This window comes from Vibrio sp. 1CM23M (genome assembly GCF_023161755.1).
GTDB classification, from domain to species: Bacteria; Pseudomonadota; Gammaproteobacteria; order Enterobacterales; family Vibrionaceae; genus Vibrio; species Vibrio coralliirubri.
Genome location: NZ_JALNTR010000011.1, coordinates 28,013 through 45,570 on the forward strand (window position 1 = coordinate 28,013; position 17,558 = coordinate 45,570).

At 44.3% G+C, this 17,558-nt stretch carries 17 protein-coding genes; 16 read left to right on the forward strand and 1 reads right to left on the reverse strand.

The window, feature by feature from the left end:
* Positions 1 to 2 precede the first annotated feature (2 nt).
* The 13 genes from nrfD (at position 3) to MSG35_RS21355 (ending at position 13,582) form a co-directional block, all read left to right on the forward strand.
* Entirely contained in the window at positions 3 to 977 is a 975-nt protein-coding gene (gene nrfD, locus MSG35_RS21295; protein WP_048607198.1) for a cytochrome c nitrite reductase subunit NrfD, read from the forward strand.
* 128 nt (positions 978 to 1,105) lie between these two features.
* Positions 1,106 to 3,022 (forward strand): heme lyase CcmF/NrfE family subunit, encoded by a 1,917-nt coding sequence (locus tag MSG35_RS21300; protein ID WP_248384956.1) that lies wholly within the window; start codon positions 1,106 to 1,108, stop codon positions 3,020 to 3,022.
* Positions 3,003 to 3,557 carry a DsbE family thiol:disulfide interchange protein gene (locus tag MSG35_RS21305; RefSeq protein ID WP_052879084.1) on the forward strand — a complete coding sequence of 185 codons (555 nt, stop codon included), beginning with the start codon at positions 3,003 to 3,005 and terminating at the stop codon, positions 3,555 to 3,557. The genes MSG35_RS21300 and MSG35_RS21305 overlap by 20 nt, the downstream gene beginning before the upstream one ends.
* Entirely contained in the window at positions 3,554 to 3,994 is a 441-nt protein-coding gene (gene nrfF / locus MSG35_RS21310; protein ID WP_248384957.1) for a heme lyase NrfEFG subunit NrfF, read from the forward strand. Before MSG35_RS21305 ends, nrfF begins: the two co-directional genes overlap by 4 nt.
* Before the next feature lie 89 nt (positions 3,995 to 4,083).
* Entirely contained in the window at positions 4,084 to 4,260 is a 177-nt protein-coding gene (locus tag MSG35_RS21315; RefSeq protein ID WP_017632056.1) for a hypothetical protein, read from the forward strand.
* Between the two features lie 249 nt (positions 4,261 to 4,509).
* Positions 4,510 to 5,106 (forward strand): GTP cyclohydrolase II, encoded by a 597-nt coding sequence (ribA, locus tag MSG35_RS21320; protein ID WP_017632055.1) that lies wholly within the window; start codon positions 4,510 to 4,512, stop codon positions 5,104 to 5,106.
* 177 nt (positions 5,107 to 5,283) lie between these two features.
* Positions 5,284 to 6,543 (forward strand): imelysin family protein, encoded by a 1,260-nt coding sequence (locus MSG35_RS21325; RefSeq protein ID WP_017063566.1) that lies wholly within the window; start codon positions 5,284 to 5,286, stop codon positions 6,541 to 6,543.
* Between the two features lie 111 nt (positions 6,544 to 6,654).
* Positions 6,655 to 8,043 carry a di-heme oxidoredictase family protein gene (locus tag MSG35_RS21330; RefSeq protein ID WP_248384958.1) on the forward strand — a complete coding sequence of 463 codons (1,389 nt, stop codon included), beginning with the start codon at positions 6,655 to 6,657 and terminating at the stop codon, positions 8,041 to 8,043.
* A 159-nt stretch (positions 8,044 to 8,202) separates the two neighbouring features.
* A complete protein-coding gene (locus tag MSG35_RS21335; protein ID WP_248384959.1) occupies positions 8,203 to 9,264 on the forward strand; it encodes an imelysin family protein in 1,062 nt (353 codons plus the stop codon).
* Positions 9,254 to 10,342 (forward strand): DUF1513 domain-containing protein, encoded by a 1,089-nt coding sequence (locus MSG35_RS21340; protein WP_248384960.1) that lies wholly within the window; start codon positions 9,254 to 9,256, stop codon positions 10,340 to 10,342. Before MSG35_RS21335 ends, MSG35_RS21340 begins: the two co-directional genes overlap by 11 nt.
* Before the next feature lie 80 nt (positions 10,343 to 10,422).
* Entirely contained in the window at positions 10,423 to 11,961 is a 1,539-nt protein-coding gene (locus MSG35_RS21345; RefSeq protein WP_248384961.1) for a L,D-transpeptidase family protein, read from the forward strand.
* A 198-nt stretch (positions 11,962 to 12,159) separates the two neighbouring features.
* Positions 12,160 to 12,708 carry a YcbK family protein gene (locus tag MSG35_RS21350; RefSeq protein ID WP_102432394.1) on the forward strand — a complete coding sequence of 183 codons (549 nt, stop codon included), beginning with the start codon at positions 12,160 to 12,162 and terminating at the stop codon, positions 12,706 to 12,708.
* A 220-nt stretch (positions 12,709 to 12,928) separates the two neighbouring features.
* Positions 12,929 to 13,582, forward strand: coding sequence for an MBL fold metallo-hydrolase (locus MSG35_RS21355; protein WP_010438163.1), 654 nt, complete (start codon positions 12,929 to 12,931; stop codon positions 13,580 to 13,582).
* 111 nt (positions 13,583 to 13,693) lie between these two features.
* Here the strand turns inward: MSG35_RS21355 and MSG35_RS21360 are convergent, their stop codons facing one another.
* Positions 13,694 to 14,494 (reverse strand): DUF2982 domain-containing protein, encoded by an 801-nt coding sequence (locus MSG35_RS21360; protein WP_248384962.1) that lies wholly within the window; start codon positions 14,492 to 14,494, stop codon positions 13,694 to 13,696.
* Between the two features lie 220 nt (positions 14,495 to 14,714).
* On the opposite strand from MSG35_RS21360, the gene MSG35_RS21365 reads away from it, so the two are divergent.
* The 3 genes from MSG35_RS21365 to MSG35_RS21375 all read left to right on the forward strand — a co-directional run bounded on the left by MSG35_RS21365 (position 14,715) and on the right by MSG35_RS21375 (position 17,552).
* Positions 14,715 to 15,107 (forward strand): hypothetical protein, encoded by a 393-nt coding sequence (locus tag MSG35_RS21365; RefSeq protein WP_017060956.1) that lies wholly within the window; start codon positions 14,715 to 14,717, stop codon positions 15,105 to 15,107.
* A 553-nt stretch (positions 15,108 to 15,660) separates the two neighbouring features.
* Positions 15,661 to 16,755, forward strand: coding sequence for a TRAP transporter substrate-binding protein (locus MSG35_RS21370; RefSeq protein ID WP_017060957.1), 1,095 nt, complete (start codon positions 15,661 to 15,663; stop codon positions 16,753 to 16,755).
* Positions 16,756 to 17,006: 251 nt separating this feature from the next.
* Complete coding sequence (locus tag MSG35_RS21375) at positions 17,007 to 17,552, forward strand: TRAP transporter small permease subunit (RefSeq protein WP_248384963.1); 546 nt, start codon at positions 17,007 to 17,009, stop codon at positions 17,550 to 17,552.
* Positions 17,553 to 17,558: the final 6 nt, after the last annotated feature.

Genomic DNA, 17,558 nt, shown 5'->3' on the forward strand with positions numbered 1-17,558 from the left:
TTATGAGTGCATGGGACACAGCTTTTCAGTCTGGTACTGTGGTATGGGACTGGATTATAGCAATCTATCTATTTCTCGCGGGGATGTCGGCAGGTGCCGTAATGATCTCCATTTACCTAAAACGTAAGGTCATTGAAGGCGATCCTGCTCATAATGGGGTGTTAAAGGCCACGGCTTTTCTCGCGCCATTCGGGATCATTTCAGGTCTGCTTATCTTGGTTTTCCACCTGACAAAACCGTTATCCTTTTGGAAGATCATGATCTTCTATAACCCAACGTCTGTGATGTCGATGGGTGTGATCTTATTCCAAGTGTATATGGTGATCCTATTCCTTTGGATCGGCATTATATTCCGAGATCAAATTGTCGTGTTCTTGAATGACCAAGCTTGGTTAAAAGGGCGACTCGATTTTGTCGGTAACTGGATTGGCAAATTGGAAGTGTTTGAGAATGCTTTGGAAATCTTCTTAGCTGTTCTTGCTCTGATGCTTGCCGCTTATACCGGATTCTTGTTGTCAGCTTTGAATACTTTCCCACTATTGAATAACCCAGTGTTGCCGATTTTGTTCTTATTCTCGAGCTTATCTTCGGGAGCGGCGGCGTGTATTTTATTTGGTGTGTTGGTCTTTAAAGAATCACCTCATAGCCCGAGTATTTCATGGATCCACGGATTCGAACGTCCGGTCGTGATGTTTGAGTTGTTTGTTTTGATTACTTTCTTTACTGGGCTTATCTTCGCTGGTGGTCAAAGTGAGCAAGCCGTATGGAACGCCATCGGCAGTGGTTTCTGGGCGAGTTGGTTCTGGTACGGCGTTATCGGTGTTGGCATGGTTCTACCGTTGTTGCTGAATGCCGTTACACCAACCTCGATCCGCCATAGCTCGGTGTATATTTTCTCGGTGACTTCGTTAAGCCTAATGGGCGTATTAATGCTGCGAACTTTTGTCCTTTATGCCGGGCAGTTAACGATAGCTTAATTTCGCTCAAGTTTATTAGTGAGCAGATGTTGGATACTAAATATCTGCTTATTAATGAACATGTTCTTAATAAACATGAGATGCGTGTTTAGATCGGCTCTGCTCAGGTAGAGCCTTATTGAGGTGATATGGTCGGTTCTTTGGGGCTGTTTAGTTTGGTGTTGGTTGCTGTACTCAGTAGCATTATTGGTGTGCATTCGTTTTACCAAATGCTATATAAACGGACGCAAAATCTAGGTTTAATCCGCAGTTTCTCTCTTTCAAGTGCGCTGTTTTCTCTCATTTCTGTCGCGTTGCTTGGCTATGCTTTTGTCAGTGATGACTTCTCTATCTTATACGTCGCTGAACATTCAAATACTCAATTACCCTCATTTTTTAAGCTCGCAGCCGTATGGGCAGGTCATGAAGGTTCCTTGTTATTTTGGGTACTGACGATCAGCGTCTGGTCTGGCGTTATCGCCTTACAAAAACACTATTCGGATGAATACCAAAGTCGTGTGTTGTGGGTCATGAACCTACTGCTCGCGATATTTGCTTGGTTCACCTTGTTCGCATCAAACCCATTTGAAATGAACACGACATTGCCGCTAGAAGGGCGTGACCTTAACCCAATGCTGCAAGATGTCGGTCTGATTTTCCACCCTCCATTGCTTTACCTTGGCTATGTCGGCTTTTCTGTGGTGCTGGCATTTGCTGTCGCCGCTTTGCTTGTTGATCCTATTGAGTTTGATTGGGTTGCCCATTGTCGCAGTTGGTGTTTAGTTGCTTGGATCTTTTTAACTGCAGGGATCATTCTTGGTTCTTGGTGGGCGTATTACGAATTAGGTTGGGGCGGCTGGTGGTTCTGGGATCCGGTTGAAAATGCCAGCTTGTTGCCGTGGCTTACTTCGACCGCTTTACTGCACAGTCTAGGCGTTGCTAAGGGCAAACAACAGTTACTGAAATGGTCTCTCAGTCTCGCTTTCATTACGTTTTGTTTGAGTATCTTAGGCACCTTTATTGTTCGTTCTGGTGTACTCACATCGGTACACGCTTTTGCCGTCGACCCAACCAAAGGTATCGCATTGCTTCTTATACTAGTTCTGGTACTGGTGAGTTCATTTTCTCTGCTTATCGTCAGAGGAGAGTCTTTTGAATCTATTCCGATTACTAGCTTCGCCAGCAAAAGCTTTTTGAGCTTAGTTGCTGTGCTTATTTTTGTTCTCGCGACTGCTGTCGTGGTGTTCGGCACGTTTTATCCTATGGTCTTTGAGTTGCTTGGCCTAGGAAACATCTCGGTCGGTGCACCTTACTTTAATCTCTTGATTGCACCTTTGGCTTTGCTTGCGTTGGCTGTCGTCGGCCTTGCCCCATTGCTGAGTATTAAGCCTCAAGCATCGAAAGGCGTTATTACGTTGATCGCTCTAGTATCTATTGGTCTCGGGTTCGCCTGTTACGCTTTGCAAGTAGAGAAGATTCAAGTGATGGCACTAATGACATGGTCACTCGCATTTTGGGTTTTACTCACTCATGTGTATGGCTTGGTGGTAACGCGCAGTTCCAAGTTTCAACGTAAAGTCTGGGTGATGACCTTTGCCCATGTTGGGGTTGCGGTGTTAGCGGTAGGTGCTGCCATGAATAGCTACCACTCGTTTGAGCGCAGCTATAAATTAAGCCCGGGTGTAGAAGTCGAATTCATGGATTGGACGCTTTCTCATCGTGATACTAAGCTGTACGTCGCTTCAAACTTTACTGCAGAAAAAGCGATACTCAGCCTAGAGTCTGGCGAGCAGCGCTTTTCTATCGCGCCAGAAAGAAGACATTACCAAGTTCGAGTCATGAACATGAGTGAGCCCGCAATGAAATGGTTCTGGCATGGTGATGTTTATATCACCATGGGCGAGAAAGTTGATTCCACCGCTTACGCATTTCGTGTTCAGTATAAGGCGTATGCGCGCTGGATCTGGTTTGGTGGGCTGTTCTCCATTATCGGCGCTTTGCTCTCATTGACTCATCGCAAAAAGAAAACCGTTAAGGCGTCTCAATATGCATACCAGCGTTCGTAACAAGCTAATTAGTCTAATTGCCTTAGCATTGATTGTGGTGCTGGGGTTTGTCTTTGCGCTTGATAATAAGCAGCAGTCGACCATTGTGTCTGAACAAAAAAGGGCATTTCCAGAATTTACATCGAGTGCGTTAGTAAATAGTGAAGGCATCAGTAGTAAACAGGAAATTACGTTGGCTGATGTCACTCAACATCCTTACCAACTGGTCAATGTGTGGGCTTCTTGGTGCGGGATCTGTAAAACCGAACATTCATTTTTGCTTCAACTTCGCGATAAAGGCATTCCCATCGTTGGGCTTAATTATCGAGATAACTCTGGGGCTGCGATTAACGTGTTATCGAACGATGGCAACCCGTACTCAACCGTGATCAGTGACCCTCAAGGCAAGTTAGCGTTGGAGTTGGGCGTAATCGGCACGCCTGAAACGTATTTAGTCGATGCCAATGGCCAGATCATTAAGAAGCTATTGGGCGTGATTAATGAAATGGTATGGAAAGATGAGCTTGCGATGTATTTTGATGGTGTGAATGGATGATGAAGTCTCTAATACAAACCTTGTTTATGCTGTCAGCTCTTTTAGTGATTAGCCTTCCGACTATGGCTGAAGATCTGTTTACTGCCAGTAATAAAGAGACGAGTATTCAAGTTGAACTGTTTGAGTTTGACAACCCAGAACAACAGCAACGTGCTATTAGCTTGGCGAAAACGTTACGCTGCCCACAATGTCAAAACCAAAATCTGATTGAATCCAACTCACCGATAGCAAAAGACTTACGCCTTGTCGTGTTCAATATGGTGAAAGCAGGGAAGAGTAATAGTGAAATCACTCAATATATGACGGAAAGATTTGGTGAATTTGTACTTTATAAGCCGGCGATGAAGGTTTCAAATCTATTACTTTGGTTGCTACCGAGCCTATTATTTCTCTTATTTATATATTTATCAGTAAAAAGTGTTAGGAATGGCTCATAAAAATTGTGTATTACTGTTTACCAATTGACCTGTATTTTGTAACATTAACCGATTATAAAGGCTAAGCACTGCTATATAAGGATGTATCTGTGGATAACGTAATCTCAAATTTAAAGAAAGAGTTCCATACTCGTGTCCAGTCAGATAAATGGGCAGAGAGATACAGTGCTAAGTCGAGCATTTCTACGCTTACGCAAGAAGAGCTAACCGAATTAGAGAATGCTTGGGTGCAACTTGTCATCTGGAAGCAAACTCAAGTAAGTTGAGCGTTCTGTAAAAAAGTGTAGTTTTAGCCGCAACTGTTTACTTTATAACCCCATGTTGGTCATCCCAATGTGGGGTTTTTTCTTACCTGAAAAATAATTGTTATATTATAACAATTTGTACAAGGTCGACCTTGAAAAAAATTGTTAACAGCCTCATAGTGTCTATCATTAGATAGTTAGCTACAAAATATTGCCTAGACATATAATGTAGCGTCGTTAAATACATCGAATTTTCAAGTGAGTATAGCTATGGCGGAAGTACGTGCCAGAATAGATTTCAAAGTAGGGGCAACAAGCAGTATTGATGCTGAACTTCTGTCTTTTCATGGGTTGAAAACAGATAAAGAGCATGTTGCTGTGATATTTAAATCAGCAGACAAGACACAAGACATACCTCTTGTTCGTATGCACTCTGAGTGTCTTACTGGTGATGTTTTCCATTCTTCTCGCTGTGACTGTGGTGAGCAGCTAGACGAAACCATTAGAATTATGGGTGAGACGGGTGGCGTGATCCTTTATCTTCGTCAAGAAGGTCGTGGTATTGGTTTGTACAACAAAATCGATGCGTACCGTCTGCAAAGCGAAGGCATGAACACTTATGAAGCCAACAACCACCTAGGTTTTGGCGATGACCTACGCGATTTTACTGAAGCTGCTGAAATGCTACGCGCTTTAGGTACCACAAAAATCCGCTTAGTCACCAACAACCCTAAGAAGATCAATGAGCTAAAATCCTTTGGTATTGAGATTGAAGAAGTGGTGAATACCTCTGCTCATATCAAATCGGGTAATGAAAGCTACCTAAAGGCGAAAGTCTCACACGGTAAGCATAACCTGGATATCTGATTAGCCTCCTTTGTTGCGCATAACACAAAAATGTTCAAAGACCTCACAAATGTGAGGTTTTTTTGTATTTATCTTGCAATAAAATTGTAAGTTTGTATTATTCCAATCCGTAGTGTAAATGATAATAGTTTGCACTATTACTACGAATAATAATTTAAAGCTCAACAAGGATGCTTCATGACCATTAAATCTTTAGTGACAAAAGCCGTAACTTCGTCACTCATTTTTGCCTCTGCTTCTTCTTTCGCAGCAGTAACTCAAGATCAAGTTGTAGAACATTACGCAGATATTGCGCATGCAGTGTTTGCAGATTCAGTAATTACAGCAAAAGCGTTGAACTCTTCTATTGATACCTTCTTAGCTTCTCCTTCTGCTGGCAACTTCGAACAAGTAAAACAAGCTTGGCTTGAGTCTCGCGTACCATACCAACAGTCAGAAGTATTCCGCTTCGGCAACGCTGTTGTTGATGATTGGGAAGGCCAACTAAACGCATGGCCACTAGATGAAGGCCTGATTGATTACGTTTCGACTGATTACCAATATGAACTTGGTAACGAAGGCGCTAGCGCAAACATCGTGGCTAATAAGACTTTCCAAATTGGTCAGACTACGGTTGATGCAACTAACATTACTCCAGAGCTAATCGCAGACTTGAACGAGATCGGCGGTTCTGAAGCAAACGTAGCGTCTGGCTACCACGCGATTGAATTCCTACTTTGGGGCCAAGATTTAAACGGCACAAACAGCGGTGCAGGTGAGCGTGCTTACACTGATTTCGTTGTTGGTGCTGAGTGTACTAACGGCAACTGTGACCGTCGTGGCGCATACCTAAAAGCATCAGCAGAGCTACTTATCCAAGATCTAGAGTGGATGGAAAAGCAGTGGGCTGAAGGCGAGAAAGGCAACTACCGTCAAGAGCTGCTTTCTGAATCTAGCGAGAACGGCCTCCGTAAAATGCTATTCGGCATGGGTTCACTGTCTCTAGGTGAGCTAGCGGGTGAGCGTATGAAGGTTGCATTAGAAGCAAACTCTACTGAAGACGAGCACGACTGTTTCTCTGATAACACGCACAACTCTCACTACTACAACGAGCAAGGCATCTACAACGTTTACACGGGTCTATACAAGCGTGAAGACGGTACTCTGCTTTCAGGTCCAAGCCTGTTTGACCTAGTAGAGCAAAAAGATGAGCAAGCTGCGAAAGAGATTCAAAAGCAGTTTGATCTAGCACGTGCACAAGTAGGCGAATTAGTAACGTCTGCAGAGAAAAACAACCAGCACTTCGATCAGCTAATCGCCGCTGACAACGCTGCGGGTAACGCACTAGTAAACAAAACAATTGTTGCGCTAGTGTCTCAAACAGCGGCAATTGAGCGTGCTGCGGGTGTGATTGGCATTGATAGCCTAAACCCAGACACAGCGGATCACGAGTTCTAAGACCCCGAGCGAACACAAATGTAAGGGCTCTGATTGAGCCCTTAATTGTTTGCTAATTAAGAAAGTCATTTCCACATAAAAACTAAAATCAAAAACACAGCAAGGCAATGTATGAAGTCGTATCTCTCAGCCTCACTATTAACCGTACTGTTTTTCTTATCTCCGCTACACGCCCATGAAACCTACTCTGGTGGCAAAACGACCGTGAAGAAAGAGGGAGCGAACGCTTTTTCCCTTCCTGCTGCCAACCTACCAATGAGTAAGCGCTTAGATTTCAGTGTAGGTAACAGCTTTTTTAGAAACCCTTGGGTACCAGCACCTTCATCAACCGATGCACGTGATGGTCTTGGCCCACTGTTTAACACCAACGGCTGCCAAAACTGTCATATCAAAGATGGTCGTGGCCACGCGCCAGAAAAAGGCGATGAGAATGCGGTTTCAATGTTGGTTCGCTTAAGCATTCCAGCGGAAACGCCAGAACAGCGACAAGCCTTTATTCGAGATGGTGGTATTCCTGAGCCGACATACGGTGGTCAGCTACAAGATTTCGCGCTTCAAGGTGTAAAACCAGAGGGTAAAGTGAATATTAGCTATACGGATGTTCCTGTTGAATTCAAAGACGGCACTGTCGTTACTCTGCGTAAGCCCATTTTGAAGATTACCGATCTTGCCTTTGGCGAGATGCATCCTAAGACTGAGTTTTCAGCTCGAGTGGCGCCGCCAATGATTGGTCTTGGTCTGCTTGAAAGTATCCCACAAGAAACGATTCTAGGATTTGCAGAGCAGCAATTGGCTGACAAGCAAGGCGTGTCGGGTAAGGCTAACTATGTTCTTGATGTTCAAACTAATGAAATGGCGCTAGGTCGTTTCGGTTGGAAAGCTGGTCAGCCAAACTTAATGCAGCAAAACGCGGCGGCATTTAACGGTGACTTAGGCCTGACAAGCCGCTTATTCCCGAATGAAAACTGCACATCAGCGCAATCAACCTGTGATGATTTTCCAAATGGTGGAGAGCCAGAAGTCAGTGACAACATTTTAGATTTTGTTGAGTTCTATTCGCAGCATCTCGCGGTTCCTATTCGTCGTAATGTCGATAACCCAACAGTTGTTCAAGGTAAAAAGCTGTTCAAAGAGATTGGTTGTCAAAGCTGTCACCAAGCTGAAATTCGCACAGCAGAGCGTGAAGGCTTGCCTGCTCTTTCGAAACAGTTGATTAGCCCATACACCGATATGCTTTTGCATGATATGGGTGAAGGTTTAGCCGACAATCGCCCAGAATATCTTGCCAATGGCCAAGAGTGGCGTACCACACCACTTTGGGGATTAGGCTATACCAAAGAAGTTAATGGTCATACGTTCTTACTTCATGACGGTCGCGCAAGAAACGTTATGGAAGCGGTACTTTGGCATGGTGGCGAAGCAGAAATGGCAAAACAAAAAGTATTAGCTTTGAGTCGCAGTGAACGCGAAGCACTACTAGCGTTTTTGGAATCATTATAGGCTGTCTTGAATTCAGTTAAGCCAACGGCTTAGTTACTTAAGAAAGCCGCTAACAAAAGACTGACTACCGCTGAACTTGTAGTAATACGAGGTCAGCGGTCGTTTCATATTTATTGAACTCATATAATTAAAAGAAAAACTAGGAAGTAAGGTAACAGCATGGCACATAAATTTTTGTTAATGCCTTTATCGGTATTAGTCATAGCAGGCTGTCAATCATCGGGTGAGCAAGCCGCTTCATCTGAGGTTAACGGTGTCTCTTATCAAGCAGACACAACCAATCATATTAGTCGCAGTGTTTATCAGCAGGAGTTTGATTCTGCCGTCCTATTCGCCAAGCAAGCCAACGAGCTGGAAGTCTTGATGCAAGGGTACTGCCAAACTAATGATGTTGAGTTAGATGCTTTGAAAAATCAGTGGCAGCTCACCATGAACAGTTGGATGGCACTGCAAGGACAAGAAAGAGGCCCAACGGCGGCACTTGAAGAGAGCTGGAATGTTCAATTCTGGCCAGACAAAAAAAACACCACCGGCCTAAAAATGCGCCAGTTGACTCAGCAAGATAAAGCTTGGTCTCAAGATGAAATTGCTCAACAGAGTGTGACGGTTCAAGGACTAGGTGCGTTGGAATGGTCGCTTTATGACGAACAATCGCCACTACTGCAAGATAAAGCGTCTGGCTGTCTATCTTCACAAGCTATCGCACAAAACTTGGCAATGAAATCGGCCTCTATTGCTGAGGCTTGGCAGGTTAACCCTTGGTTAGCGTTAGACGAGATGCGTTGGGAATCTGAATACATCGCTTTACTAACTAACCAACTTGATTACAGCATGAAAAAGCTCAGTCGCCCAATGGCTAAAATTGGTCATCCCCGCCCTTACTTCTCGGAATCATGGCGTGCTCAAACCTCAATGACTCAGTTGAAAGCGAACGTAGCGGCGCTAGAGAAATTGTACTTAGCTGAAGGTAATGGTCTTGATGGCTTATTGAGAGAAAAGGGCTTAAATGACCTTGCCGATCGTGTTGCAGCCCAGTTCACGTTAACGTTAGATACTTGGCCGACAGATTCTAGCTTGTTTACTCTACTGCAGAGCAAAGAGGGTTACCGAGAAGTTCTGACCCAATACAATAAGCTAGAACGTTTGAAGTACCTGATTCATGAAGAAGTGGCGATAGAGCTTGGCGTGGTAATAGGATTCAATGCTACCGATGGTGACTGATAATACGCGAAGAACGTTACTCAAGGCTGCACTGGGTTGTGCAACTGTTCCATTACTTCCATTTGGCTGTGCGAGTCGAAAGGATGAGGCGAGTGCGTCGAACGATCCCCAACTGATTGGTTGTGCGCTGAATGGGCGAGGTCAATATTCAGCGGTTGTGGCTGACGAATATGGAATGCCATTGAGTCAACTTCCGATCCCAGATCGTGGTCATGGCGTTGCTATTTGCCCAACCTCATCACATGCGGTGGTTTTTGCCCGTCGTCCTGGTGACTATTTTATGGTGTTTGACTATAAAAATGGTCAGCAGATCAAAATGGTGGTGAAAGGTAACAACCGCCACTTCTATGGTCATGGCGTTTACTCATTAGATGGCAAGTTACTGTATGCCACCGAAGGGAAAACGGACACTAGCCAAGGCGTGATTGGTGTGTACGATGTCGACCAAGGCTATCGTAAGGTCGAAGAGTTCACTGGTTTCGGTATCGGCCCACATGAAGTGATCATCATGCCTGATGGTAATCTTGCGATTGGCGTTGGTGGCGTTCATACTGATGGCAGAACACCGAAAAATTTGGACTCCATGCAACCGAGTTTGAGTTATGTTTCTCCTGAAGGTGTGTTGCTTGATCAGGTTGAATTGCTAGACAAGAAGCTGAGTATTCGACACTTAGCCCATGATGGGGCTGAAACCGTGCTTTGTGGTCAGCAATATCGTGGTGAGCCAGACGAGTATCCTTCGCTTTTGGCGATGCATACCAAAGGTGGGCAGTTTGAATCACTGAACGCAGAGCCTGAGCAATGGGCAAGATTTAATCACTACATCGCAAGTATTGCGGCGTCAGATGATTGGATTATCGCGACTTCGCCAAGAGGAAATTGCTACGGTATTTGGTCTAAAGAGAGCAAAGAATTAGTTGAGCTGTCTGCGCTGTCGGATGCCTCTGGTGCTGTGCTGCTTGATGGAGAGTTTCGACTCAGCTCTGGGGCGGGCAGTGTGGTTAGCCAGCGCAAGCCTTATGAGAAATCAACTCAGCAATCATCGGTCCAGTGGGATAACCATTGGAGTTCTATCTGATTTATAAAGCCGCTTAAAAATAACATGCTTACTCCTATATCTTTGCCATACTTATGGGATGATTGATGATGGAGTTAAGCATGTTCGCGAAATACTTCTGTGGATTACTAGTTTTAGTCTCTGTGCATGCATGGAGCTATACGAGTTCTGACGAGAGCCGCTTCATTCCGGCTGATTCAGAACTCTCTTTCATGCTTATATATCCAGAGCTGACACAGAGTATCTATCAAGACACTTCTCTGCCTATCCTTTGGGATTCTCCTGAGCTAGTTAAAGCGTTTGAGTTCCAATTGTCGCTTCTTGAACAAGCGCAAATGGCACCGCTTTTTGAACGACAACTCAAGCAAATCCGCCAGTATCAATCTCGTCGTCAATGGCAAGAGTTAGACATCTTACTCACTGATACCTTTATCTATTATCTTAGCTACGTTGAAAACGCGCCGCTTGCCGGTAAAGAGTGGTACTTCTCGGGCAAGTTGCATTCTAAATTGCCTCAACCTTCGCCGCATATTTTGATGAGACTGAAAAGCAGCGTTGCTAATGATTACTTATTAGAGATGGTGTTGTCTTACGCGCCGCCTGTTGGGAACTTTGACCAATTTAAGGCGACCTATTCCGTGTTGGAAACCGCGTCTGAACTCAATATCGAGCGATACAGACAAAAAGGATTGAAACGCTTGGGAGACTCGCTCACAGATAAAGCCACTCTGGTTGAGCGTATTGCATTGGTCGGCGTTGATACCTCGATGATCGCGGTCGACTTCCCTGAGTTCGATCGAGATCTGCAAACGGCAATTAAGTCCTTCCAGCGTATGCACGGTCTTACAGACGATGGGATCATCGGCCCTGACACGATCAAGTGGATCAACATGGGCTTTGATGATCGATTAACCTCATTGGCGCTGAATGCCGAACGCGTTCGTTTGTGGCCAAGAGACAGAGACTCTCTCATTGTTGTTAACGTGCCGAGTTTCGACATGAAGTATTGGGAAGATGGCGAAGAGGTGTTTGAGTCGAAAGTCGTGGTAGGCAGAAAATCACGAAAAACGCCGCTTTTAGAGATAAACCTAGATTCGGTCATTCTAAACCCGACTTGGAATGTGCCATGGAAAATCATGGTCAAAGACATCTTGCCTAAGGTCAAAGCTGATGAAAGTTACCTTGAAACGAACAACTTCCAAGTGATTGACGGTTGGCGTTCAATGGAAACGGTCGACACCACAGAGATCGATTGGCAGACCATCAACTTCAATTCTTTCCCATATCGAATGCGTCAGCAGGCAGGTTCACGTAATGCATTAGGCTTGTACAAGTTCAACACTCCCAATAAGCGCGCGATCTATCTACACGATACACCAAGTAAAGGTCTGTTTAATGACGACTTCCGAGCTTATAGCTCAGGTTGTATACGTGTTGAACATGCAGAAGAACTGGCTGAGTTGTTGTTTGCCACCAAGGTAAGGAAGGTTCCGAACCAAAATAGCGACCTTGCGCCGAACACCAAAGTTCGTCTCAAGAAGCGAATTCCAGTGCACATCATCTATCAAACCGTGTTGTTTGAAGAAGGAGGTATACAATACCGCGGCGATATCTACCAATATGATAAAGAGGGCGGTTGATTAAAATACGACCAATAAAGGTGATCTTGACCGAAAAATGACAAGCAAGCTTCTATTGATAAAATTATAATGAGTATCAATAACTAACCGTGTAAAGGTTACAAATACTAACGTTTTGCACGGTTTTTGTACGTTGACGCAGCAAATTCCATTATGTATCGTGCATTTTTCGTTCGATCTAATTGGTTTTTTTGCTGTATGTCTCAAAGTTTATTTTCACGCCGTCAGTTTCTGACTTACGCTGGTGGTACTGCTGTAGTCGCCTCTCTTACTCCTTCTATCGCTTTCGCTTCATACCCGGATCAACCAAGAACGATTAGCATGAACAATCTTCACACTGGTGAACGATTAGAGACTTGTTATTTCGATGGCACTAACTATGTTGGTGACGAGATGGCACGCCTTAGCAAACTGTGCCGTGACTTCCGCCGCAATGAGATTCATCCAATGGATAAGAACCTGTTTGATCAGATCACTCAGATTCAAAATGTACTGGGTATTCAAAAAGAAGTTCAAATCATCTCTGGTTACCGTTCTCCAGCGACCAATGAAGCACTTCGTTCTAAGTCGAGTGGTGTGGCTAAAAAGAGTTACCACATGCTAGGTAAGGCGATCGATTTCCGTATCGATGGTGTTGATCTGAAAGAGCTAAGAGATGTAGCTAAAAGCCTGAACGCAGGCGGTGTCGGTTATTATGCGCGTAGCAACTTTATCCATATTGATACTGGTCCAGTGCGCAGCTGGTAGAGCGAATCTGAGTTGAAGGGGGATACCGTAGGCACTTGTCAAAGTAGACATCCAATGTCATAGTTTGCCCAAATTTCAGTTTGTTCTAATAATTCGGTTTATTGCTGCTCAGTTTGTTGCTGTTTAGTTTGTTGCTGTTTAGTTTGTTATTGTTGGGTTTGTTGCCAATAACATAGCGATATTCGAGTTGTTCACCAGATTCGCTCTTTAAGGTTTGTATATGTCTCTTAAGTATCAAGTTGTACCTGTTACCTCTTTCTCTCAGAACTGCTCGATTGTGTGGTGTGATGAAACCATGGAAGGCATCGTTGTCGATCCGGGCGGTGATGTGCAACAACTCGCGGCTATCATTGAAGAACTCGGTGTTAAGGTTGTGAACTTGGTGCTGACGCACGGTCACTTAGATCATGTTGGCGGTACGGTACCACTTGCTGAGATCTTGAAGGTGAATATTGTTGGCCCACATAAGGCTGATAACTTCTGGCTACAAGGTCTAGAGAATCAAAGTCAGATGTTTGGTTTCCCTCTGTGTAAAGCTTTTGAACCAAACACTTGGTTAGAAGAGGGCGACAAAGTGACTTTTGGTAACCAAGTTATCGATGTGATTCACACGCCGGGCCACACGCCAGGTCACGTTGTACTGTTCAGTGAGCAAGCTCGTTTAGCGTTTGTGGGTGATGTGTTGTTTAACGGCGCAATTGGCCGTACTGACTTCCCACAAGGTGACTTCAATACGCTTATCGCTTCAATCAAGACTAAGCTTTGGCCACTAGGCAGTGACGTAACATTCGTTCCGGGCCATGGTCCTGAATCGACATTCGGTCGCGAGCGCGCATCAAACCCGTTCGTCGCAGATGAAATGCCTCTATACTAATTAAATCTTTGATTAACCGACCGATTGTTCGTATCGATTGATTGAAAATGAAGCTTAGCTTTTGTCCTGAAAGCTAAGCTTTTTTATTGCGCGTGAACTTACTGGTAAACCTTAATCAGGAAGGCGTTCAGCGGCAGCCAAGTAGCGTCGAGCCAGCCCCACAAACTCTTCTCCACTCATATTCAAATCATGGGTTGATATGAAAATGTCATAACCGTGGAAGCCTCTTTGATACTTCATTCTGTTGGCAAGCATCGCCTGTAAGCCAGAATAGTCTTTAATCACCGCGTTTTGAGTGTTTGTTTCATTCGGTGAATCAAGGTTGTCCTGTGATTGGTTATCGTTGAAATTTACGTCGTCGGTATTCTTCGACTCTTTGTATTGGCTTAATTCAACACAGCCACTTTCAGTACAACGCGCATGGTAATGCGATGAGTCGAGAACCATATCCTCAAAGTTGGACTCTTTACCTGCTTGTTTGGCTCCTAAGTACAAAAGTGCTCGTTGGCTGAGCAATAATTCACAGGTGATTTTTGGACAAATCGAATCGAGGTAGGGCGAGTAATCTTTTACCCTAATTCCGACCCACGGCAGGGGCTGATGCCAACCATCTTGTTCATAAGTGCAAAGACCAATTTTTTGGATGTTACTCCATTTTAAAACCCAACCCCCTTTGTAAAAGTGCTGCTGAAAATGAGTCGGGGTAAGTGTGAACATCACTCGGCTGCGCAGCATCAAATAGTAGCCGGTTCCCAGAAGGGCAATACTGCAAAAAGCACCCACGATCAGTAACTTTGGATTGTCACTGTAGAGCGCAACGATCAAGCAAACGAAGCCTAAAATAACGGCGAGGATACGGTACGAGCGAGTGAATGAAGGCAAAGAGAAATTAGTAAGGTGACGAGTGTCCATAGGCAACACCAAGTTTTCATATTTTTGTCTGGATGGATAACCAGTGTATATGACCCTGAATTGATAAGTCGATGTTTAAATAATAGACGCTAGTAGACAATATCGGTATTTTTCGTCGACTTTCGACGCTTCACTCTACAAATAGCTCCTGTTTTTTGGTATAAATCGCGCTTCAAATTTTCACCACTGCGAAAAGAGCAGTGAACTGGAGAAATATTCAATGAGACTTGCTCATAAGCGTAAGGTGCAGGCTAAACTGCAGAAACGCACTAAAGCGGCTGTAGTTAAAGCAGTGGCAACGCCGAAAAAAGCGAAGCCTGTCGCAGAGAAAGTTGTAGCAGAAAAAACTGTAGCAGCAAAACCAGCGGTAGAGAAAGCAGTAGCAGCAACTAAAGAAGTTGCAGTAGCACTGACTCCTAAGCAACAACAAGTTCTAGACATCGTTGTTAGCAATGCTGAAGGCATTAACCCTAAAGGTATCGGCCTAGAAGCTGGTCAAGAAGACGCGAAAGCAGCTTCATGGGCAACAGGCGCATTGAAAAAACTTCTTGAAGAAAACCTAGTAGCGAAAGAGCAGCTAGCAGGTAACAAGGTTATCTACAAAGCTATCTAATCCTGTGGGATTGCATTCGCTTCGTTAAGTTTTTAAGCCTCGATTTTCGAGGCTTTTTTGTATCTGGCACATTATGCCAAGCCCGAGCCCAAATCTAAACTCAAGCCTAAACCTAGGCTCTATAATCTCAATTCCAATTCCAATTCGATATACGGCTTCTTGTCTCGTGTCAGAGCTTCGAATCAGCAAGCACTAAAGTAGGGCGTTAGCTAGGTAGAGTAAGAGAGCAAAGCCTTGATTGTTTTCCCTAAAATACAGCAATGAATAGAGCTTCATCACGAAATGGCAATCAATTGTTAAGAGTATTTAATTATTAATACTTAGGTATTTATCAATAAGCATTTCTCTGGTGAATGGCCTCAATCCTTTAAAATCGACTTTACCTAATCATCTCCTACGTAGTTCTACGTAATCCTTTGGTCTAATACGCAGTTTGTGTGCGCCTGTCGTGCGTGCTCTCCCTGATATCTTGTTGCCTCATCACGGTGCACTCTTATGTTGAATCATAAAAAATGCTCATAGAAAGAGTGTTAACCCAACAAAGGACGTGAACATGAGTCTCATTTCTAACTCCCTCACACGAGTTTTTAAAAACGTTGCAGTAACTGCTGCGGCTTGTTTAGCTTTGGTCGCTACAGGTGCTACAGCCGCTGATAAGGTTTACCGTTTAAAGCTTGCGGAAACTTGGGGGCCAAACTTCCCAGTTTTCGGTGATGCAACCAAAAACATGGCGGCGATGGCTGAGAAGATGTCGAATGGTCGACTGCAAATCAGAATCGATTCAGCAAACAAACACAAAGCACCTCTTGGCGTTTTTGACATGGTTAAGTCTGGTCAATACGACATGGGTCACTCAGGCTCTTACTACTGGAAAGGTAAAGTTCCAAACACTCTTTACTTCACTTCTATGCCTTTCGGTATGACGCCAGCAGAACAATACGCGTGGTTCTATCACGGTGGTGGTATGGAGTTAATGGAGCAGGTTTACTCTCCACATAACTTGATGTCTTTCCCTGGTGGTAACACGGATATCCAGATGGGTGGTTGGTTTCAAAAAGAGATCAACAGCGTTGAAGATCTACAAGGTCTGAAAATGCGAATCCCAGGCTTTGCGGGTGAGATTCTTGCAGAGCTAGGTGCGAAACCGACGAACATTGCCCCGGGTGAGCTTTACACCTCTTTGGAGCGTCGCACAATCGATGCACTGGAGTGGGTAGGTCCATCACTTGATCTTCGTATGGGTTTCCACAAAATCGCACCTTACTACTACACAGGTTGGCACGAGCCGGGTTCAGAGCTTCAATTCCTAGTGAACAAGCGTACATGGAACAAGCTTCCTGAAGACCTACAAGAGATCTTGCGTGTTGCCATGCGTACAGCTGCTTATGACATGTACACACAAGCTACGCACGAAAGTGGTAAGAACTGGGTTTCAATGAAAACAGAATACCCAGATGTACAAGTTAAAGATTTCCCGCCAGAGGTAATGTCTGCACTGAAAGAAGCGAACGATCGTCTTCTTGCTGCACATGCTGAGAAAGATGAGCTGGCGAAAGAGATCCAAGCTTCACAAGCAAGCTACCTAGAGCAAGTGCGCTCATGGACGGATATTTCACACAGAGCTTATTTAAATAGTCAAGCGAAATAATCGACAGTTGTTGAACTGAAGTTAAATGAACCCAAAGCAAACGTACTGTTACATAGCTTAAGTCTAAGGGCTTACGTATCTAAGCAGATAAGCGGCGGGTTCATTTTAAACATAATAATTAAGCAGGATAAATCCTGTATTACGCTCAAGAACCCTTTCTACGTCGTGCCTATTGCTAGCTATAAACTGAATCGTTTTTAGTTGGGTTAGCTGTACTGCAAGATGTCTTTTCAAATTCCATGGAGTCGGGAATGCGAAGTCTAATTTATATTGAACGCCTGTTTAATCGTATCGGTGACGCACTGGGATGGCTTTCCAGTATGTTGTTTATTCTACTTATCGCCAACGTTGTGTATGACGTTGTCATGAGATATGCCTTCAACGATGTCTCTATCGCTTTCCAAGAGATGGAATGGCACCTTTTCTCAGCCGTTTTCCTATTAGGTGTTCCTTATGCCATCAAGGCTGGTGGTCATGTGCGAGTGGATGTGTTCTACGAGCAACTGAGCTTCAAGGCGCAAGCCATTATTGACCTGCTCGGCACGCTGATCTTTCTGATGCCTTTCTGTTTGCTGGTTGCTTGGTTTGGAATCGATGTTGCGAAAGAAAGTTTTAACCTTGGCGAAACGTCGGGCGATCCCGGAGGCCTTCCTTATCGATGGATCATTAAAGCGATGATTCCACTTTCATTTTTCTTGATGGCACTCAGCGGAGTCGGTTTGATCCTGCACTCGTTGAATAAGATTTTTAATCCCCATCTCATCCATGCAAACAATACTCATACAAAGAATAAGTAGAGGCTG

What these genes read in the sequence shown, in the direction of transcription:
- nrfD (WP_048607198.1), top strand. Translation starts at nt 3, where the DNA reads ATGAGTGCATGGGACACAGCTTTTCAGTCTGGTACTGTGGTATGGGAC.
- MSG35_RS21300 (WP_248384956.1), top strand. Translation starts at nt 1,106, where the DNA reads ATGGTCGGTTCTTTGGGGCTGTTTAGTTTGGTGTTGGTTGCTGTACTC.
- MSG35_RS21305 (WP_052879084.1), top strand. Translation starts at nt 3,003, where the DNA reads ATGCATACCAGCGTTCGTAACAAGCTAATTAGTCTAATTGCCTTAGCA.
- nrfF (WP_248384957.1), top strand. Translation starts at nt 3,554, where the DNA reads ATGATGAAGTCTCTAATACAAACCTTGTTTATGCTGTCAGCTCTTTTA.
- ribA (WP_017632055.1), top strand. Translation starts at nt 4,510, where the DNA reads ATGGCGGAAGTACGTGCCAGAATAGATTTCAAAGTAGGGGCAACAAGC.
- MSG35_RS21325 (WP_017063566.1), top strand. Translation starts at nt 5,284, where the DNA reads ATGACCATTAAATCTTTAGTGACAAAAGCCGTAACTTCGTCACTCATT.
- MSG35_RS21330 (WP_248384958.1), top strand. Translation starts at nt 6,655, where the DNA reads ATGAAGTCGTATCTCTCAGCCTCACTATTAACCGTACTGTTTTTCTTA.
- MSG35_RS21335 (WP_248384959.1), top strand. Translation starts at nt 8,203, where the DNA reads ATGGCACATAAATTTTTGTTAATGCCTTTATCGGTATTAGTCATAGCA.
- MSG35_RS21340 (WP_248384960.1), top strand. Translation starts at nt 9,254, where the DNA reads ATGGTGACTGATAATACGCGAAGAACGTTACTCAAGGCTGCACTGGGT.
- MSG35_RS21345 (WP_248384961.1), top strand. Translation starts at nt 10,423, where the DNA reads ATGTTCGCGAAATACTTCTGTGGATTACTAGTTTTAGTCTCTGTGCAT.
- MSG35_RS21350 (WP_102432394.1), top strand. Translation starts at nt 12,160, where the DNA reads ATGTCTCAAAGTTTATTTTCACGCCGTCAGTTTCTGACTTACGCTGGT.
- MSG35_RS21355 (WP_010438163.1), top strand. Translation starts at nt 12,929, where the DNA reads ATGTCTCTTAAGTATCAAGTTGTACCTGTTACCTCTTTCTCTCAGAAC.
- MSG35_RS21360 (WP_248384962.1), bottom strand. Translation starts at nt 14,494, where the DNA reads ATGGACACTCGTCACCTTACTAATTTCTCTTTGCCTTCATTCACTCGC.
- MSG35_RS21365 (WP_017060956.1), top strand. Translation starts at nt 14,715, where the DNA reads ATGAGACTTGCTCATAAGCGTAAGGTGCAGGCTAAACTGCAGAAACGC.
- MSG35_RS21370 (WP_017060957.1), top strand. Translation starts at nt 15,661, where the DNA reads ATGAGTCTCATTTCTAACTCCCTCACACGAGTTTTTAAAAACGTTGCA.
- MSG35_RS21375 (WP_248384963.1), top strand. Translation starts at nt 17,007, where the DNA reads ATGCGAAGTCTAATTTATATTGAACGCCTGTTTAATCGTATCGGTGAC.